Below are 16,257 nucleotides of genomic sequence, written 5' to 3' on the forward strand. Positions count from 1 at the left end.
GCGAAGTATACCCGAGCGTCTTCAGGGTGGGCTCGCTATAATCGGCGGCTTTGTATCTGGGTGATAGGGGAAGTCATGCGCGATCAGTTGTTGGCGGCAGAAAAGGTAAAGGCCATTGATTGGCGGGGTGAGGCCCTGTATCTGCTGGATCAGCGCAGCTTGCCCTTTGAAGAAACCTGGCTGGCATTTACCGGCGTTGAAGGGGTTGCTCAGGCCATTCGCGACATGGTTGTGCGCGGTGCGCCAGCGATTGGTATTGCCGCCGCTTACGGGGTGGTGCTGGCTGCCCGTGAGCGCAAGGCTGCAGGCGGCGACTGGATCGCGGCGCTGGAGCAAGATTTTACCCTGCTGGCGAACTCGCGCCCGACCGCGGTCAACCTGTTTTGGGCGCTCAATCGCATGCGTGATCGTCTGGCTCGCAGCAAAGACATTCCTGATGTTGTGCAGGTGCTTGAAGACGAAGCGATTGCCATACATGAGAGTGACCGTGAGGCCAATCTGACGATGGCGCAGTTGGGTGTTGATGTGATTCGTCGGCACCAGGGCAATGCTCAGACTGTGCTGACGCACTGCAATACCGGTGCACTGGCGACCGGTGGATTTGGTACGGCGCTGGGGGTGATTCGAGGTGCCTGGATTGAAGGCATGATCGAGCAGGTTTATGCCGATGAGACCCGGCCTTGGCTGCAAGGCTCGCGCCTGACCGCGTGGGAGTTGGCCAACGAAGGTATTCCGGTCGTATTGAATGTTGACTCGGCGGCGGCTCACATTATGAAAACCAAGGGCGTGACCTGGGTGATCGTGGGTGCTGACCGGATTACCGCTAATGGCGATGTGGCGAACAAGATCGGCACTTATCAGTTGGCAGTCAATGCGATGCACCATGGCGTGCGCTTTATGGTAGTTGCGCCGAGTTCGACCATTGACATGGACCTGGCCAGTGGCGATGACATTCCGATTGAAGAGCGAGATGGCAGTGAGTTGCTGGAAGTCGGGGGCAAGCGTGTAGGTGCTGACGTTCAGGCCTTCAATCCGGTGTTTGATGTGACTCCTGCGGATTTGATCGACGTTATCGTGACCGAGAAGGGCATTGTGGAGCGCCCGGACGCCGCCAAAATGGCTCAGTTGATGTGTCGCAAGCGATTGCATTAATACTGAGCGCACGTAGCGGGCTTCAAATAGAAGGTGAGGCGGGGCTGTGGAACCCTTCAGGCGCTTTGAACTTGAAGCTTGCGGTGTGCAATTTGGCGCTCTCGGCCCTCCTGAGCGCTCTCAGGCCCATGGTCGGGCCAATTACTATGCTCCATGCGCATCTGGGGGATAGGTGCGTGGCGGCGATTGTGATAACATTCGGCGGTTTCCGGGGTGCCCTGCAAGGGTTGCCCTTACTGCGCAAATCCGTAGCATAACTCGTTGATTTGTCGTAAGTCGTTGCGTGGCACGTGGCCAGCGGCGGCGAGCTTCGTTCGTCCCGAATGGATGTGGCGAAGTTTCACCCGAAAAAGGAATCAGGCTTCTCATGGGCGAACTGGCCAAAGAAATCCTCCCGGTCAATATCGAAGACGAGCTGAAACAGTCCTACCTCGACTACGCAATGAGCGTAATTGTCGGGCGGGCACTGCCTGATGCACGCGATGGCTTGAAGCCCGTGCACCGGCGTGTGCTGTTTGCGATGAGCGAACTGAATAACGACTGGAACAAGCCGTACAAGAAATCTGCCCGTGTGGTCGGTGACGTGATCGGTAAGTATCACCCGCATGGTGATACTGCGGTTTACGACACTATCGTTCGGATGGCTCAGCCATTCTCCCTGCGCTACCTGCTGGTAGACGGGCAGGGTAACTTCGGTTCGGTCGACGGCGATAACGCTGCGGCCATGCGATACACCGAAGTGCGCATGACCAAGTTGGCCCACGAGTTGCTGGCTGACTTGCACAAAGAAACCGTGGATTGGGTGCCGAACTACGACGGCACGGAAATGATCCCGGCGGTCATGCCGACGCGTATCCCCAACTTGTTGGTCAACGGCTCCAGCGGTATCGCTGTGGGCATGGCCACCAACATCCCGCCGCACAACCTTGGCGAAGTCATCGACGGCTGTCTGGCGTTGATCGACAACCCTGAGTTGAGCATCGATGAACTGATGCAGTTCATTCCGGGCCCGGACTTCCCGACAGCAGCGATCATCAACGGTCGTGCTGGCATCATCGAAGCCTATCGCACGGGTCGTGGCCGTATTTACATGCGTGCTCGCTCGATCATTGAAGACATCGACAAGGTCGGTGGTCGTCAACAGATCGTCATCACCGAGTTGCCTTACCAGTTGAACAAGGCGCGTTTGATCGAAAAGATCGCCGAACTGGTTAAAGAGAAAAAGCTCGAAGGCATCACCGAGTTGCGTGACGAGTCTGACAAAGACGGTATGCGCGTGGTGATCGAACTGCGTCGTGGCGAAGTGCCAGAGGTTATTCTCAATAACCTTTATGCGCAGACCCAACTGCAAGCGGTGTTCGGGATCAACATCGTTGCCCTGATCGACGGCCGTCCACGCATTCTGAACCTCAAAGATCTGCTTGAAGCGTTCGTGCGTCACCGTCGTGAAGTTGTCACGCGTCGCACCGTTTTCGAACTGCGCAAAGCGCGTGAACGTGGTCACATCCTTGAAGGTCAGGCGGTTGCGCTGTCCAACATCGACCCTGTGATCGCACTGATCAAGGCTTCTCCAACGCCATCTGAAGCCAAGGAAGCGCTGATCAGCACCCCTTGGGAGTCGACGGCGGTTGTGGCGATGGTTGAGCGGGCGGGCGCTGATTCGTGCCGTCCGGAAAACCTCGATCCGCAATACGGTCTGCGTGACGGCAAGTACTTCCTGTCGCCAGAACAGGCGCAAGCCATTCTTGAACTGCGCCTGCACCGCCTGACCGGCCTTGAGCACGAGAAGCTGCTGGCCGAATATCAAGAGATTCTGAACCAGATCGGCGAGTTGATCCGCATCCTCAATAGCGCTGTGCGCTTGATGGAAGTGATCCGTGAAGAGCTGGAAGTCATTCGTGCGGAATACGGCGATGTACGCCGTACCGAAATTCTGGATCATCGTCTCGACCTGACGCTGGGCGACATGATTCCAGAAGAAGAACGTGTGGTGACCATTTCCCACGGCGGCTATGCCAAGACCCAGCCATTGGCTGCGTACCAGGCTCAACGTCGCGGCGGTAAAGGCAAGTCGGCCACCGGCATCAAGGATGAGGATTACATCGCTCACCTGCTGGTTGCCAATAGCCATACCACGCTGTTGCTGTTCTCCAGCAAAGGCAAGGTGTACTGGCTCAAGACCTACGAAATTCCAGAAGCTTCCCGCGCTGCGCGTGGTCGCCCTCTGGTCAACCTGTTGCCGCTGGACGATGGTGAATACATCACCACCATGCTGCCGGTTGAGGAATACACAGAGGGTCACTTCATCTTCATGGCAACCGCTAACGGCACCGTGAAGAAGACCCCGCTGGAATCGTTCAGCCGTCAACGCAGCGTTGGTTTGATCGCGCTGGAGCTGGATGAGGGCGACGTGCTGATCAGCGCTGCAATCACCGATGGCGAACGCGAAGTGATGCTGTTCTCCGACGGCGGCAAGGTCACCCGCTTTAAAGAGTCTGATGTGCGTGCGATGGGCCGTACGGCGCGTGGTGTGCGCGGCATGCGTCTGCCAGAAGGTCAGAAACTGATCTCGATGCTCATCCCTGAAGAAGGCAGCCAGATCCTCACCGCTTCGGCGCGTGGTTATGGCAAGCGTACGGCAATCAGTGAGTTCCCTGAGTACAAACGTGGTGGTCAGGGCGTCATTGCCATGGTCAGCAACGATCGTAACGGCCGTCTGGTCGGTGCGGTCCAGGTGCAGGACGGCGAAGAAATCATGCTGATTTCTGACCAGGGCACCTTGGTTCGTACGCGTGTTGACGAAGTGTCGAGTCTGGGTCGTAACACCCAGGGTGTTACCTTGATCAAGCTGGCCAGCGATGAAACCCTGGTTGGGCTTGAGCGGGTTCAGGAGCCATCGGAAGTCGAAGGCGAAGAGCTTGAAGGTGAGGTTGATGGCGCAGTCGAGCTTGAGGGCGAGGCCATCCACGATGGCGTCGACGACGAGCAGCCTCTAGAGGCTGGCGCTGACGAAGAAGAGCCGCAGGAATAAGCGGACACACAGGGGGCGGATGAAGATTCGCCCCCTTGTTGTATGTCCAGGATGAATGTAGGCGTTGCGTCGCCTCGCTGTGCTGCGCAACCCCCACCGATTTATTGCATGACCCACCAAATCAGAGCGAGAGTGGATGTGAGCAAACGAGCCTATAACTTCTGCGCAGGTCCAGCTGCGCTTCCTGAAGCCGTCCTGTTGCGTGCCCAGTCCGAGTTGCTCGACTGGCATGGCAAGGGGCTCTCGGTTATGGAAATGAGCCATCGCAGTGATGAGTTCGTGTCCATTGCAACCAAGGCTGAGCAGGATCTGCGTGACCTGCTGTCTATCCCCTCGAACTACAAGGTCCTGTTTTTGCAGGGCGGCGCTAGCCAGCAATTTGCCCAGATCCCGTTGAATCTGCTGCCTGAAAATGGCACGGCGGATTACATCGATACCGGTATCTGGTCGCAAAAGGCTATCGAAGAGGCTTCGCGCTATGGCCATGTCAACGTTGCTGCCAGTGCCAAGCCTTATGATTACTTCGCTATTCCCGGCCAGAACGAGTGGAACCTGACGAAAGGCGCGGCCTATGTCCATTACGCGCCGAATGAAACCATTGGCGGTCTGGAATTCGACTGGATACCGCAGACCGGTGATGTGCCGCTGGTTGCTGACATGTCTTCGGACATCCTGTCGCGTCCAGTCGATATTTCCCGCTTCGGTATGATCTACGCCGGTGCGCAGAAAAACATCGGTCCAAGCGGTATCGTGGTTAACATCGTGCGTGAAGACCTGCTGGGTCATGCACGTTCGATCTGTCCGACCATGCTTGATTACAAAGTCGCGGCCGACAATGGTTCGATGTACAACACGCCGCCCACCTTGGCCTGGTATCTGTCGGGTCTGGTGTTTGAATGGCTGAAAGAGCAGGGCGGCGTTGAAGCCATCGGTAAGCTCAATGAAGTTAAAAAACGTACGTTGTACGACTTCATTGACGCCAGCGGCTTGTACAGCAACCCGATCAACAAGACCGATCGCTCGTGGATGAACGTGCCGTTCCGTCTGGCAGACGACCGCCTCGACAAGCCATTCCTGGTAGGCGCTGAGGCGCGCGGCTTGCTGAACCTCAAAGGGCATCGCTCGGTGGGCGGCATGCGCGCTTCAATCTATAACGCTGTGGACATCCATGCAGTCAATGCGCTGGTGGCTTACATGGCAGAGTTCGAGAAGGAACACGGCTAATGTCCGAACAAGAACTCAAGGCCCTGCGCCTGCGTATCGACAGTCTGGACGAGAAGGTTCTGGAACTGATCAGTGAGCGCGCTCGCTGTGCCCAGGAAGTGGCGCGGGTCAAAATGGCCTCGCTGGCTGAGGGCGAGGTGCCGGTGTTTTATCGGCCTGAGCGTGAAGCTCAGGTGCTCAAGCGTGTGATGGAGCGTAACAAGGGGCCGCTGGGTAACGAAGAGATGGCGCGTTTGTTCCGCGAAATCATGTCTTCATGCCTGGCGTTGGAGCAGCCGCTGAAAGTGGCTTATCTGGGCCCTGAAGGCACCTTCACCCAAGCTGCGGCCATGAAGCACTTTGGCCATGCGGTCATCAGCAAGCCAATGGCTGCGATTGACGAAGTGTTCCGTGAAGTGGCGGCGGGTGCCGTCAACTTTGGCGTGGTGCCGGTGGAGAACTCCACGGAAGGCGCAGTCAACCACACGCTGGACAGCTTCCTTGAGCACGACATGGTGATCTGTGGCGAAGTTGAGCTGCGTATTCACCATCACTTGCTGGTGGGTGAAAACACCAAGACCGACAGCATCAGCCGCATTTATTCTCACGCCCAGTCATTGGCGCAGTGCCGTAAGTGGCTGGACGCGCATTACCCGAATGTCGAGCGTATTGCCGTCTCGAGCAATGCCGAAGCCGCCAAGCGGGTCAAGGGTGAGTGGAACTCGGCCGCGATTGCTGGCGACATGGCGGCGGGCTTGTACGGCCTGACGCGCCTGGCTGAAAAAATCGAAGATCGCCCGGACAACTCCACGCGCTTCTTGATGATCGGCAGCCAGGAAGTACCGCCGACCGGGGATGATAAAACCTCGATCATCGTGTCGATGAGCAACCGTCCAGGTGCGCTGCATGAGTTGTTGGTGCCGTTCCATGAGAACGGAATCGACCTCACGCGTATCGAGACGCGCCCGTCGCGCAGCGGTAAGTGGACCTATGTGTTCTTCATCGACTTTGCTGGCCATCATCGCGACCCATTGGTCAAGAGCGTGCTGGAGCAGATCAGTCAAGAAGCTGTAGCACTCAAGGTGCTGGGCTCCTACCCGAAAGCGGTTCTCTGAGGCGGTTTACATGAGCGGTGATTTCCTCGCCCTGGCGCAGCCGGGCGTGCAACAACTTTCGCCATACGTCCCGGGCAAGCCTGTGGACGAGTTGGCGCGTGAGCTGGATATTGATCCGGCCACCATCGTCAAGCTGGCCAGCAACGAAAACCCTTTGGGCGCGAGTCCCAAGGCGCTGGCTGCCATTCGTGAAGAGTTGGCCGAGTTGACGCGTTATCCAGACGGCAATGGCTTTGCGCTCAAAACCTTGCTGGCAGAACAGTGCGGCGTGCAACTGGATCAAGTGACGTTGGGCAATGGCTCAAACGACATTCTGGAGCTGGTCGCCCGTGCTTATTTGGCGCCAGGCCTGAATGCTGTGTTCAGTGAGCATGCGTTTGCCGTGTACCCGATTGTGACTCAAGCTGTCGGTGCGCAAGCGCGGGTAGTACCCGCCAAAGACTGGGGGCACGACCTGCCAGCCATGCTTGAGGCGATCGATGACAATACTCGCGTGGTGTTCATTGCCAACCCGAACAACCCGACCGGTACCTGGTTTGGTGCAGATGCGCTGAACGACTTTTTGCAGGATGTGCCTGAGCGAGTGCTGGTGGTTCTGGACGAGGCCTACATCGAATACGCTGAGGGGGGGGAGTTGCCCGATGGCTTGGAGTTCTTGTCGGCTTATCCGAATTTGCTGGTCTCGCGCACGTTCTCCAAGGCTTATGGTCTGGCCGCTTTGCGGGTTGGGTATGGTCTGTCGACAGTCGTGGTAGCCGATGTGCTGAATCGTGTTCGCCAGCCATTCAATGTCAACAGCCTGGCATTGGCGGCTGCCTGTGCGGCCTTGCAGGATACCGACTATCTGGCTGAGAGCCGTCGCTTGAACGAGGCGGGCATGCAGCAGTTGCAAGATGGCTTTCGTGAATTGGGGCTGGGCTGGATTCCTTCCAAAGGCAATTTTATTGCGTTGGATCTGGGGCAATTGGCGGCACCCGTGTATCAGGGTTTGTTGCGTGAAGGCGTGATTGTGCGCCCGGTGGCCAATTACGGCATGCCGAATCACTTGCGTATCACGATTGGTCTGCCGGCGGAAAATACCCGCTTGCTTGAGGCGTTGGCCAAGGTTCTTGCTCGTGGTTGATGTTATATCGCTGAAACCTGTAAAGCCTATTGTAGGGCGGTTGGTTGTTGTCGGATTGGGCTTGATCGGCGGCTCCTTTGCCAAAGGCATACGTGAAAGCGGCTTGTGCGCTGAAGTGGTCGGTGTTGATCTGAACCCGAAGTCGCGTGCCTTGGCCGTTGAGTTGGGTGTGGTTGATCGCTGTGAGGCTGATCTGGCAGCGGCCTGCGTGGGTGCTGATGTTATTCAGTTGGCGGTGCCGATTCTGGCTATGGAGAAAATGCTCGGCTTATTGGCGGGCATGGATCTGGGGCAGGCGGTGCTGACTGATGTGGGCAGTGCCAAAGGTAATGTAGTGCGAGCGGCTACCCAGGCTTTTGGTGCCATGCCGGCTCGTTTCGTGCCGGGGCATCCTATTGCCGGGTCTGAGCAAAGCGGTGTCGAGGCTTCGAATGCCAGCCTGTTCGAACGGCACAAAGTTATTCTGACGCCTTTGGCTGAAACCGATCCTGCGGCTCTGGCTCTGGTTGATGTGTTATGGCGAGCCCTTGGGGCAGACGTCGAGCATATGCAGGTCGAGCGTCATGACGAGGTGTTGGCTGCGACCAGTCATTTGCCGCATTTGTTGGCTTTTGGTCTGGTGGACTCTCTTGCCAAGCGCAATGAGAATCTGGATATCTTTCGTTACGCTGCGGGAGGCTTTCGCGATTTCACAAGAATCGCGGGTAGCGACCCGGTAATGTGGCACGACATTTTTCTCGCGAACCGCGAGGCGGTGTTGCGCACACTGGATACATTTCGTAGCGACCTCGACGCCTTGCGCGACGCGGTCGATGCGGGGGATGGGCATCAATTGCTGGGCGTTTTTACTCGCGCCCGGGTTGCTCGCGAGCATTTCAGTAAAATTCTGGCCCGCCGGGCATATGTGGACCCTATGAATTCAAAAGATCTGATTTTCCTGGCTGAACCTGGTGGCACTGTGACTGGCCAGATCCGCGTGCCAGGCGACAAATCCATTTCTCACCGCTCGATCATGCTCGGCTCTCTGGCTGAAGGCACGACAGAGGTAGAAGGTTTCCTTGAGGGCGAAGACGCGCTGGCAACGTTGCAGGCGTTCCGTGACATGGGTGTCGTCATCGAGGGGCCGCATCAGGGCCGCGTCACGATTCATGGTGTTGGCCTGCATGGCTTGAAAGCGCCGCCTGGGCCCATATATCTAGGTAACTCGGGCACATCGATGCGTCTGTTGTCAGGCCTTTTGGCCGCGCAGAGCTTTGATACGACTTTGACTGGCGACGCTTCGCTGACCAAGCGCCCAATGAATCGCGTGGCTAACCCGCTGCGTGAAATGGGTGCAGTGATTGAGACGGCTGCTGAAGGTCGTCCGCCTATGACCATTCGTGGTGGGCACGCACTTAAAGGCATGGACTACACCTTGCCGATGGCCAGTGCACAAGTGAAGTCCTGCCTGCTGCTGGCGGGCCTGTATGCTGAAGGCAAAACCTCGGTGACTGAGCCTGCGCCGACTCGCGATCATACCGAGCGTATGCTGCGTGGCTTTGGTTACCCTGTCAGTGTTGAAGGTGCTACGGCGTCGGTTGAGTCGGGGCACAAGCTTACGGCGACCCATATTGAAGTGCCGGGCGATATTTCCTCGTCGGCTTTCTTCCTGGTGGCGGCGTCTATCGCGGCCGGTTCGGACCTGGTGCTGGAGCATGTGGGAATCAACCCGACTCGTACGGGTGTGATCGATATTTTGCGTTTGATGGGGGCGGACATCACCCTTGAAAACCAGCGCGAAGTCGGCGGCGAGCCCGTTGCTGATCTGCGTGTGCGCGCAGCTAAGCTTAAAGGTATCGAAATTCCGGAAGAGCTGGTGCCATTGGCCATCGACGAATTCCCGGTACTGTTCGTGGCTGCTGCTGTTGCAGAAGGTCGCACGATCCTGCGTGGCGCCGAAGAGTTGCGGGTCAAAGAGTCGGATCGTATTCAGGTCATGGCAGATGGTTTGCTGGCGCTGGGCGTGAAGTGCGAGCCGACTCCGGACGGCATCATTATTGATGGCGGTTCAATCGGTGGTGGTGAGGTTCATGGCCATGGCGATCACCGTATTGCAATGGCATTCAGCATTGCTTCGTTGCGTGCTACGGCGCCTATACGGATTCATGACTGTGCCAACGTAGCGACTTCGTTCCCGAACTTCCTTGCACTGTGCAAGCAGGTGGGTATTCGTGTGGCGCAAGAGGCTCAGTCGTGATGTTGGTGGCGCCAGTCATTACCATCGACGGGCCTAGTGGTTCGGGCAAGGGTACTGTTGCAGGTCGCCTGGCCGAGCATTTGGGCTGGAAATTGCTCGATTCTGGCGCCTTGTACCGTTTGCTGGCGTTTGCTGCTGGCAAACATAGTGTCGCGCTCGATAACGAACAGCTGTTGAGTCAGTTAGCGGCTCATCTTGACGTGCAGTTCGTCGGGGCGACGGAAGGTAAGTCGGCGCGTATCGTGCTCGAAGGTGAAGACGTTACGCTGGCTATCCGCAATGAGACTGTTGCAGCGGGCGCGTCGACAGTAGCGGCTTTGCCCGCTGTTCGCGAGGCTTTGCTGCAGCGTCAGCGGGCTTTTCAGGAACTTCCGGGGCTTGTCGCCGACGGTCGCGACATGGGAACGGTGGTTTTTCCTGAGGCGCCGCTGAAGATTTTCCTGACGGCCAGCGCCGAGGAGAGGGCCCGTCGCCGTTACTTGCAGTTGAAGGCCAAGGGGGATGATGTTAGTCTCCCGCGTCTGTTGGATGAGATACGTGCCCGTGATGAACGTGACACGCAGCGTGCAATAGCCCCGCTAAAGCCGGCGGCTGATGCCATACAGCTTGACTCTACGGAGTTATCCATCGAGCAGGTGTTAGAACGCATCAAGAGTGAAATCGCACTTCGCGATCTCGCCGGGTGACCAAGAGCGCGTGCAGGAGACCAGAAATAGTCCTGCATGCCTTCTTTTATATGAACGTAACCCACATTGTCTGGAATGTGGCAGATGGGCGTATTCCTTCGCCCTTGATCAACAGGAATTAAAATGAGCGAAAGCTTTGCAGAACTCTTTGAAGAAAGCCTAAAAACCCTGAATCTTCAGGCTGGCTCGATCATCACCGCTATCATCGTTGATATCGATTACCAAGCTGGTTGGGTTACCGTTCACGCTGGTTTGAAGTCTGAAGGCCTCATCCCGCTGGAGCAGTTCCACAACGACGCTGGCGAACTGAACATCAACATCGGTGATGAAGTTCACGTTGCGCTGGACGCGGTCGAAGACGGCTTTGGCGAAACCAAGCTGTCCCGTGAAAAAGCCAAGCGCGCTGAATGCTGGATCGTTCTGGAAGCAGCCTTCGCAGCTGAAGAAGTGGTCAAGGGCGTTATCAACGGTAAGGTTAAAGGCGGCTTCACTGTCGACGTTAACGGCATCCGTGCGTTCCTGCCAGGTTCTCTGGTTGACGTTCGTCCAGTGCGCGACACCACGCACCTGGAAGGCAAAGAGCTGGAATTCAAGGTCATCAAGCTTGACCAGAAGCGCAACAACGTTGTTGTTTCGCGTCGCAGCGTACTTGAAGCAGAGAACTCGGCTGAGCGTGAAGCTCTGCTGGAATCCCTGCAAGAAGGTCAGCAAGTTAAAGGTATCGTCAAAAACCTCACCGACTACGGCGCATTCGTCGACCTGGGTGGCGTTGATGGCCTGCTGCACATCACCGACATGGCTTGGAAGCGTATCAAGCATCCTTCCGAAATCGTCAACGTTGGCGACGAGATCGATGTCAAGGTTCTGAAGTACGATCGCGAACGCAATCGTGTTTCCCTGGGCCTGAAGCAACTGGGCGAAGATCCATGGGTTGCTATCAAAGCCCGTTACCCAGAAAGCACTCGCGTTACCGCTCGTGTAACCAACCTGACCGACTACGGCTGCTTTGCTGAGCTGGAAGAAGGCGTTGAAGGCCTGGTACACGTTTCCGAAATGGACTGGACCAACAAAAACATCCACCCTTCGAAAGTCGTACAAGTCGGCGACGAAGTGGAAGTTATGGTTCTGGACATCGACGAAGAGCGTCGTCGTATCTCCCTGGGCATCAAGCAGTGCAAATCTAACCCATGGGAAGATTTCTCTGGCCAGTTCAACAAGGGCGATAAAATCTCCGGCACCATCAAGTCGATCACCGATTTCGGTATCTTCATTGGTCTGGACGGCGGCATCGACGGTCTGGTTCACCTGTCCGACATCTCCTGGAACGAAGTGGGCGAAGAAGCCGTACGTCGTTTCAAGAAGGGCGACGAGCTGGACACCGTTATCCTGTCTGTTGATCCAGAGCGTGAGCGCATCTCCCTGGGTATCAAGCAGCTGGAAAGCGATCCGTTCTCCGAGTACGTACAAGAGAACGACAAAGGCGCAATCGTTAAGGGCATCGTGAAAGAAGTTGACGCTAAAGGCGCCATCATCACTCTGGCCAACGATATCGAAGCGACACTGAAAGCCTCCGAAATCAGCCGTGACCGTATCGAAGATGCGCGCAACGTTCTGAAAGAAGGCGAAGAAGTAGAAGCCAAGATCATCAGCGTTGATCGTAAAAGCCGCGTAATCCAACTGTCCATCAAGTCGAAAGACGTTGAAGACGAGAAGGAAGCAATCCAGAGCCTGCGCGACAAGCCAGCTACCTCTGAGATCGCTGCTGGTCCGACCACTTTGGGCGACCTGTTGCGTGCACAAATGGAAAAACAGAACTAAGTTCTGATTGACCATAGAAAAAGGGCGACTTCGGTCGCCCTTTTTTGTGTCTGCGATTTGAGTTTTACCTGTTCACGATGGGGGGCTTGCAGAGTCGATCTGAAGCGATCCTGGAGGTGCTTCCAGAGGTTTGCTCACGTACACAGGGTTCGACCTGATTGTCTGTCAGCACCTCTCTGCGCGCATGTCGAGCAGCTTGGTGGTGGACTAAACCTTAGAGTGATGATTTTTAAGTGTGCCGGGCGTCCATGAGCAATTGCGCAGTGGTCTGCAAAGATAAGTCAAGATCTGGGCTGTTCAAATTCTATTGATCATGCTAAAACCTTTGAAGCGCTGATCTAGCTGCTTGAAAAAGAAGGGAAAAATATGACGAAGTCGGAGTTGATCGAACGAATTGTCACCCATCAAGGGCTGCTCTCATCCAAAGATGTAGAGCTGGCTATCAAGACCATGCTTGAACAAATGTCACAGTGCCTGGCGACTGGAGATCGAATCGAAATTCGAGGCTTTGGCAGTTTTTCGCTGCATTACCGTGCACCACGGGTCGGCCGTAACCCAAAGACCGGCCAGTCTGTAAGTCTCGATGGTAAATTTGTTCCTCATTTCAAGCCGGGCAAAGAGCTTCGGGATCGAGTGAACGAAGACGAGGAAGACGATATTTAATCCTTAGGGAGACAGGAGTTGCCCATGAGTAGCTTTAGGCGTGCAGTTCTGGTGGCGTTTGCATTGGTCGTAATTTTCGGGACGGTAATTTTTATCCTCGAAAATCAGCAGCCCACTTCATTGGTTTTTCTCGGGTGGAGTTCACCTGAACTGCCTGCATCGCTGTTCTTTATAGGCGCGTTGTTGCTAGGTATGGCGATTGGGCCTGCAATGGGCTTTATTGCTTATAAGCGTAAGGCCGCCAAGCTGAAGCGCAATCTGTTGAAGTCATAAAAATAGTTGACTGACCTTTATGCAGAGTTGCTTAAGAGGAGCCAAATAAGGCGTGCGTTTAGCTCATTGACTGGTAAGTGCGGGCGGCGATAAACAGCGGGCTAGGAAATTTCCTACGCGCGGATAAGCCTTGTCTTCTGCTTATTGTTTTGCGATATCGGTAAGATGCGCGCAGTTCTCGATTGCTAGATACATCCGTGCATCTCGGTTTGTGCCTGATTCTTAAAAATCACACGCATGTATGAATATCTGCGCATGCGAGCCAGCAATTTCTCTTTGATGCCAGGCTTTGTTGATGAACAGTCTTTCCCGCATCCCAAGCGTTGCCTCGTCTTCAGAGGTCGAAGTGTTCGCTTTTTTTTAGGCGATGCGCCATCAAAAAACCTCATTTCGACAACAAGTGTTCTCGTCGGGCTGCCTGCTATTGCCCGCGCCTCTCAGGTAACTTCCGCTTTATTTTATTGGAGTTGAGGTGCTGGTGGCCGAGCGTCATGAAATAAGTGACTGATGCTCAAAAAGCGTAAGCGCCCCTGAGCCCGCTTAAGATCCGTACATTATTGCTTGTGTTGTTGCAGACGGCGCTTGGAGGCCTGGTCGGTGTGTTGGTTGTTCTCGTCCGACGTTTGGTAGCGGCTAGCCTGTGCAAGGTGCTGTGGCTACGCTGCCAAGCTCGAAGGGCAGCGTAAGGGCTTTAGGGAATGTTAGGGGCTGATGGCTGCTGCAGTTTGTATGACCCTCAGTTTTATTATGTGAGGACGTTGCCTCGGTGCGAGGCTTTGGCGAGAGCAAGTACATGCCGTATCCCACTATTAGGCATCATGGCGCGATCGATGGCGTGACAGGCTCTTGTCATCAGCTTGAGATGAGCGCCCACAGCAGTCTTCTAATCGACTGTGGGCTATTTCAAGGCGGTGATGAGCGAGTCGCACTGGATGGTAACGTTCAACATCCGCAGATAAGGTTTTCGATCGAGGGTATAAAAGCCCTGCTCATCACTCATGTACATGCTGACCATGTAGGGCGGATTCCTTATTTGCTGGCTGCGGGTTTTACAGGGCCTATCCTGTGCAGTGAGCCTTCGGCAAAATTGCTGCCGTTAGTCCTTGAAGACGCATTCAGGCTTGAATTTAGCCGCGAGCCAAAAAAATTGAGCGCTACCTGCGGCGTCTGCGCCAACAAATCATCGCGCTGCCATTCGACTATTGGTTCAGCATTGAACAAACAGGCACCCTGCAAGCCAAGATCCGTCTGCAAAGAGCAGGGCATATACTCGGGTCCGTCTATGTGGAATGCGACCTTGTGTATCCGAATACCGGTTTGCACCGTCGGATCGTGTTTTCAGGTGACCTAGGTGCACCGCATACACCATTTCTGCCAGGTCCTCGTTCCCCAAAGCGTGCCGATGTACTGATTCTTGAGAGCACATACGGAGACCGCGTGCATGAAAATCGCTCCACACGCCAGGGGCGATTGGAAAGTGCTATTGATCATGCGCTGAGTGATCACGGCACACTATTGATTCCGGCGTTCAGCATTGGACGTACTCAAGAATTACTCTACGAAATCGAAGATATCCTGCATCGAAAAGCCCTGTTTGGTCCTGAACTGCCAGCTTCTGTGCCGGATCAGTTTCTACCTGTCACTTGGCCGCAATTACCGATCATCCTCGACTCTCCATTGGCAAGTCGCCTTACCAGGGTCTATCGTGATTTGGATCGCTATTGGGATCTTGAAGCTCAGAGCCGTCTCGCAGGAGGGCGCAAGCCCTTGCATTTCAATCAACTGATCATGATCAACAGCCACGTCCAACATATGCAAACCGTCAACTATCTGGCAAACACAGGCCGACCTGCGATCGTAATTGCAGCCAGTGGCATGTGCTCCAGCGGTCGCATAGTGAATTATCTGAAGGCCATGTTGGCTGACCCAAGGCACAATGTACTTTTTACGGGTTATCAGGCTAGAGGAACGCCCGGCGCGCTAATACAAAAACATGGCCCATCAGGTGGTTTTGTTGAATTGGAGGGTGAGCGCTGTATTATTCGTGCTGGCATTAGTACTTTGGGCGGGTATTCTGCTCATGCCGATCAGCAAGACTTGCTGAATTTTGTTTCAGGTATGGAGCAATGGCCGGAAGAAATACGCTTGGTACATGGCGATGAGCCAGCAAGGAATGCATTGGCGAAGGAACTGTTGGGCCTCTATCAGGCTCAAAATAAAATTGTCGATCTACACATTCCGACGAATTTGAAGGCGCTTCTGGAATTCCAGTCGCTGTCATGAAAAGAACCAGTTGCTTGCCATTTGCACATGCACTGCACAATGGTAAAACACGGACGAATCCATTAATGAATTGCCCATGCACATAATAAACACCACAGTACCCCGCGACCCTATCGTGCCGAAATCAGGCGACTGGTACCTGGTGCAATGCAAGCCCAGACAAGACGAGCGCGCAGAGGAAAACCTCGAGCGGCAAGGCTACGAATGCTCACGTCCGCTTTGCCGGCGTGAAAAGGTGCAACGTGGCCAACTGAACTGTGTTCAAGAATCGTTGTTTCCAGGCTACCTGTTTATTCATATGCCGGAAGGCGCCAATTGGGCTCCCTTGCGTTCAACCCGCGGAGTCGCGCGGGTTGTTGCTTTTGGAGGCCGGCCATTGGCCGTCAGTCACGAGTTGATCCTTCAACTGCAATCGCGTGCGAATTCGCACATCATCTCTACGTTTAACTCGGGTGACAAAGTAACCATCCTTGATCAAGGCTTCGCAGGTATTGAGTCCATATTCATGTCCATGGACGGCGAAGAAAGAGTCATTCTGCTTATCAACCTAATGAACCGTCAGCAACAGATCAGTTTGCCACTAGCGAGTATTACGACTCGCTAAAGCAAGCTATGGCTGCGGCCTGAACAATCAATAATGAAAAGCGTTCTCAGGAAGTTAACGATAAATCCTG

11 protein-coding genes and 1 pseudogene are annotated in these 16,257 nt (G+C 55.1%); all 12 read left to right on the forward strand.

Annotated features, from left to right (window positions below; translation table 11 throughout):
• Positions 1 to 75 precede the first annotated feature (75 nt).
• The 12 genes and pseudogenes from mtnA (at position 76) to rfaH (ending at position 16,187) form a co-directional block, all read left to right on the forward strand.
• A complete protein-coding gene (gene mtnA / locus RHM56_RS06080; protein WP_322239557.1) occupies positions 76 to 1,152 on the forward strand; it encodes an S-methyl-5-thioribose-1-phosphate isomerase in 1,077 nt (358 codons plus the stop codon).
• Positions 1,153 to 1,519: 367 nt separating this feature from the next.
• Positions 1,520 to 4,183 (forward strand): DNA gyrase subunit A, encoded by a 2,664-nt coding sequence (gene gyrA, locus RHM56_RS06085; RefSeq protein WP_322239559.1) that lies wholly within the window; start codon positions 1,520 to 1,522, stop codon positions 4,181 to 4,183.
• A gap of 138 nt (positions 4,184 to 4,321) precedes the next feature.
• The gene (serC, locus tag RHM56_RS06090) at positions 4,322 to 5,407 is read left to right on the forward strand and encodes a 3-phosphoserine/phosphohydroxythreonine transaminase (RefSeq protein ID WP_322239561.1); all 1,086 of its coding nucleotides are present in this window, start codon (positions 4,322 to 4,324) and stop codon (positions 5,405 to 5,407) included.
• Complete coding sequence (gene pheA / locus RHM56_RS06095; RefSeq protein ID WP_016780245.1) at positions 5,407 to 6,501, forward strand: prephenate dehydratase; 1,095 nt, start codon at positions 5,407 to 5,409, stop codon at positions 6,499 to 6,501. Before serC ends, pheA begins: the two co-directional genes overlap by 1 nt.
• Before the next feature lie 10 nt (positions 6,502 to 6,511).
• Positions 6,512 to 7,624: a histidinol-phosphate transaminase gene (gene hisC / locus RHM56_RS06100; protein ID WP_322239563.1), complete on the forward strand. Its 1,113-nt coding sequence runs from the start codon at positions 6,512 to 6,514 to the stop codon at positions 7,622 to 7,624.
• A 28-nt stretch (positions 7,625 to 7,652) separates the two neighbouring features.
• Positions 7,653 to 9,860, forward strand: a complete 2,208-nt coding sequence (locus RHM56_RS06105) for a bifunctional prephenate dehydrogenase/3-phosphoshikimate 1-carboxyvinyltransferase (protein WP_322241713.1) — start codon at positions 7,653 to 7,655, stop codon at positions 9,858 to 9,860.
• Positions 9,860 to 10,546: a (d)CMP kinase gene (gene cmk / locus RHM56_RS06110; RefSeq protein ID WP_322241714.1), complete on the forward strand. Its 687-nt coding sequence runs from the start codon at positions 9,860 to 9,862 to the stop codon at positions 10,544 to 10,546. Before RHM56_RS06105 ends, cmk begins: the two co-directional genes overlap by 1 nt.
• A 123-nt stretch (positions 10,547 to 10,669) precedes the next feature.
• Positions 10,670 to 12,364, forward strand: coding sequence for a 30S ribosomal protein S1 (gene rpsA, locus RHM56_RS06115; RefSeq protein ID WP_019826775.1), 1,695 nt, complete (start codon positions 10,670 to 10,672; stop codon positions 12,362 to 12,364).
• A 366-nt stretch (positions 12,365 to 12,730) separates the two neighbouring features.
• Positions 12,731 to 13,027 carry an integration host factor subunit beta gene (gene ihfB, locus RHM56_RS06120; RefSeq protein ID WP_003447108.1) on the forward strand — a complete coding sequence of 99 codons (297 nt, stop codon included), beginning with the start codon at positions 12,731 to 12,733 and terminating at the stop codon, positions 13,025 to 13,027.
• A 24-nt stretch (positions 13,028 to 13,051) separates the two neighbouring features.
• On the forward strand, positions 13,052 to 13,300 hold the full coding sequence (locus RHM56_RS06125; RefSeq protein WP_322239565.1) for a lipopolysaccharide assembly protein LapA domain-containing protein: 249 nt from the start codon (positions 13,052 to 13,054) through the stop codon (positions 13,298 to 13,300).
• Between the two features lie 793 nt (positions 13,301 to 14,093).
• Positions 14,094 to 15,583: pseudogene (locus RHM56_RS06130) on the forward strand (MBL fold metallo-hydrolase RNA specificity domain-containing protein).
• A gap of 76 nt (positions 15,584 to 15,659) precedes the next feature.
• Complete coding sequence (gene rfaH / locus RHM56_RS06135; protein WP_322239567.1) at positions 15,660 to 16,187, forward strand: transcription/translation regulatory transformer protein RfaH; 528 nt, start codon at positions 15,660 to 15,662, stop codon at positions 16,185 to 16,187.
• Positions 16,188 to 16,257: the final 70 nt, after the last annotated feature.

It is taken from the genome of Pseudomonas sp. CCC3.1 (genome assembly GCF_034347405.1).
Lineage (GTDB): Bacteria > Pseudomonadota > Gammaproteobacteria > Pseudomonadales > Pseudomonadaceae > Aquipseudomonas.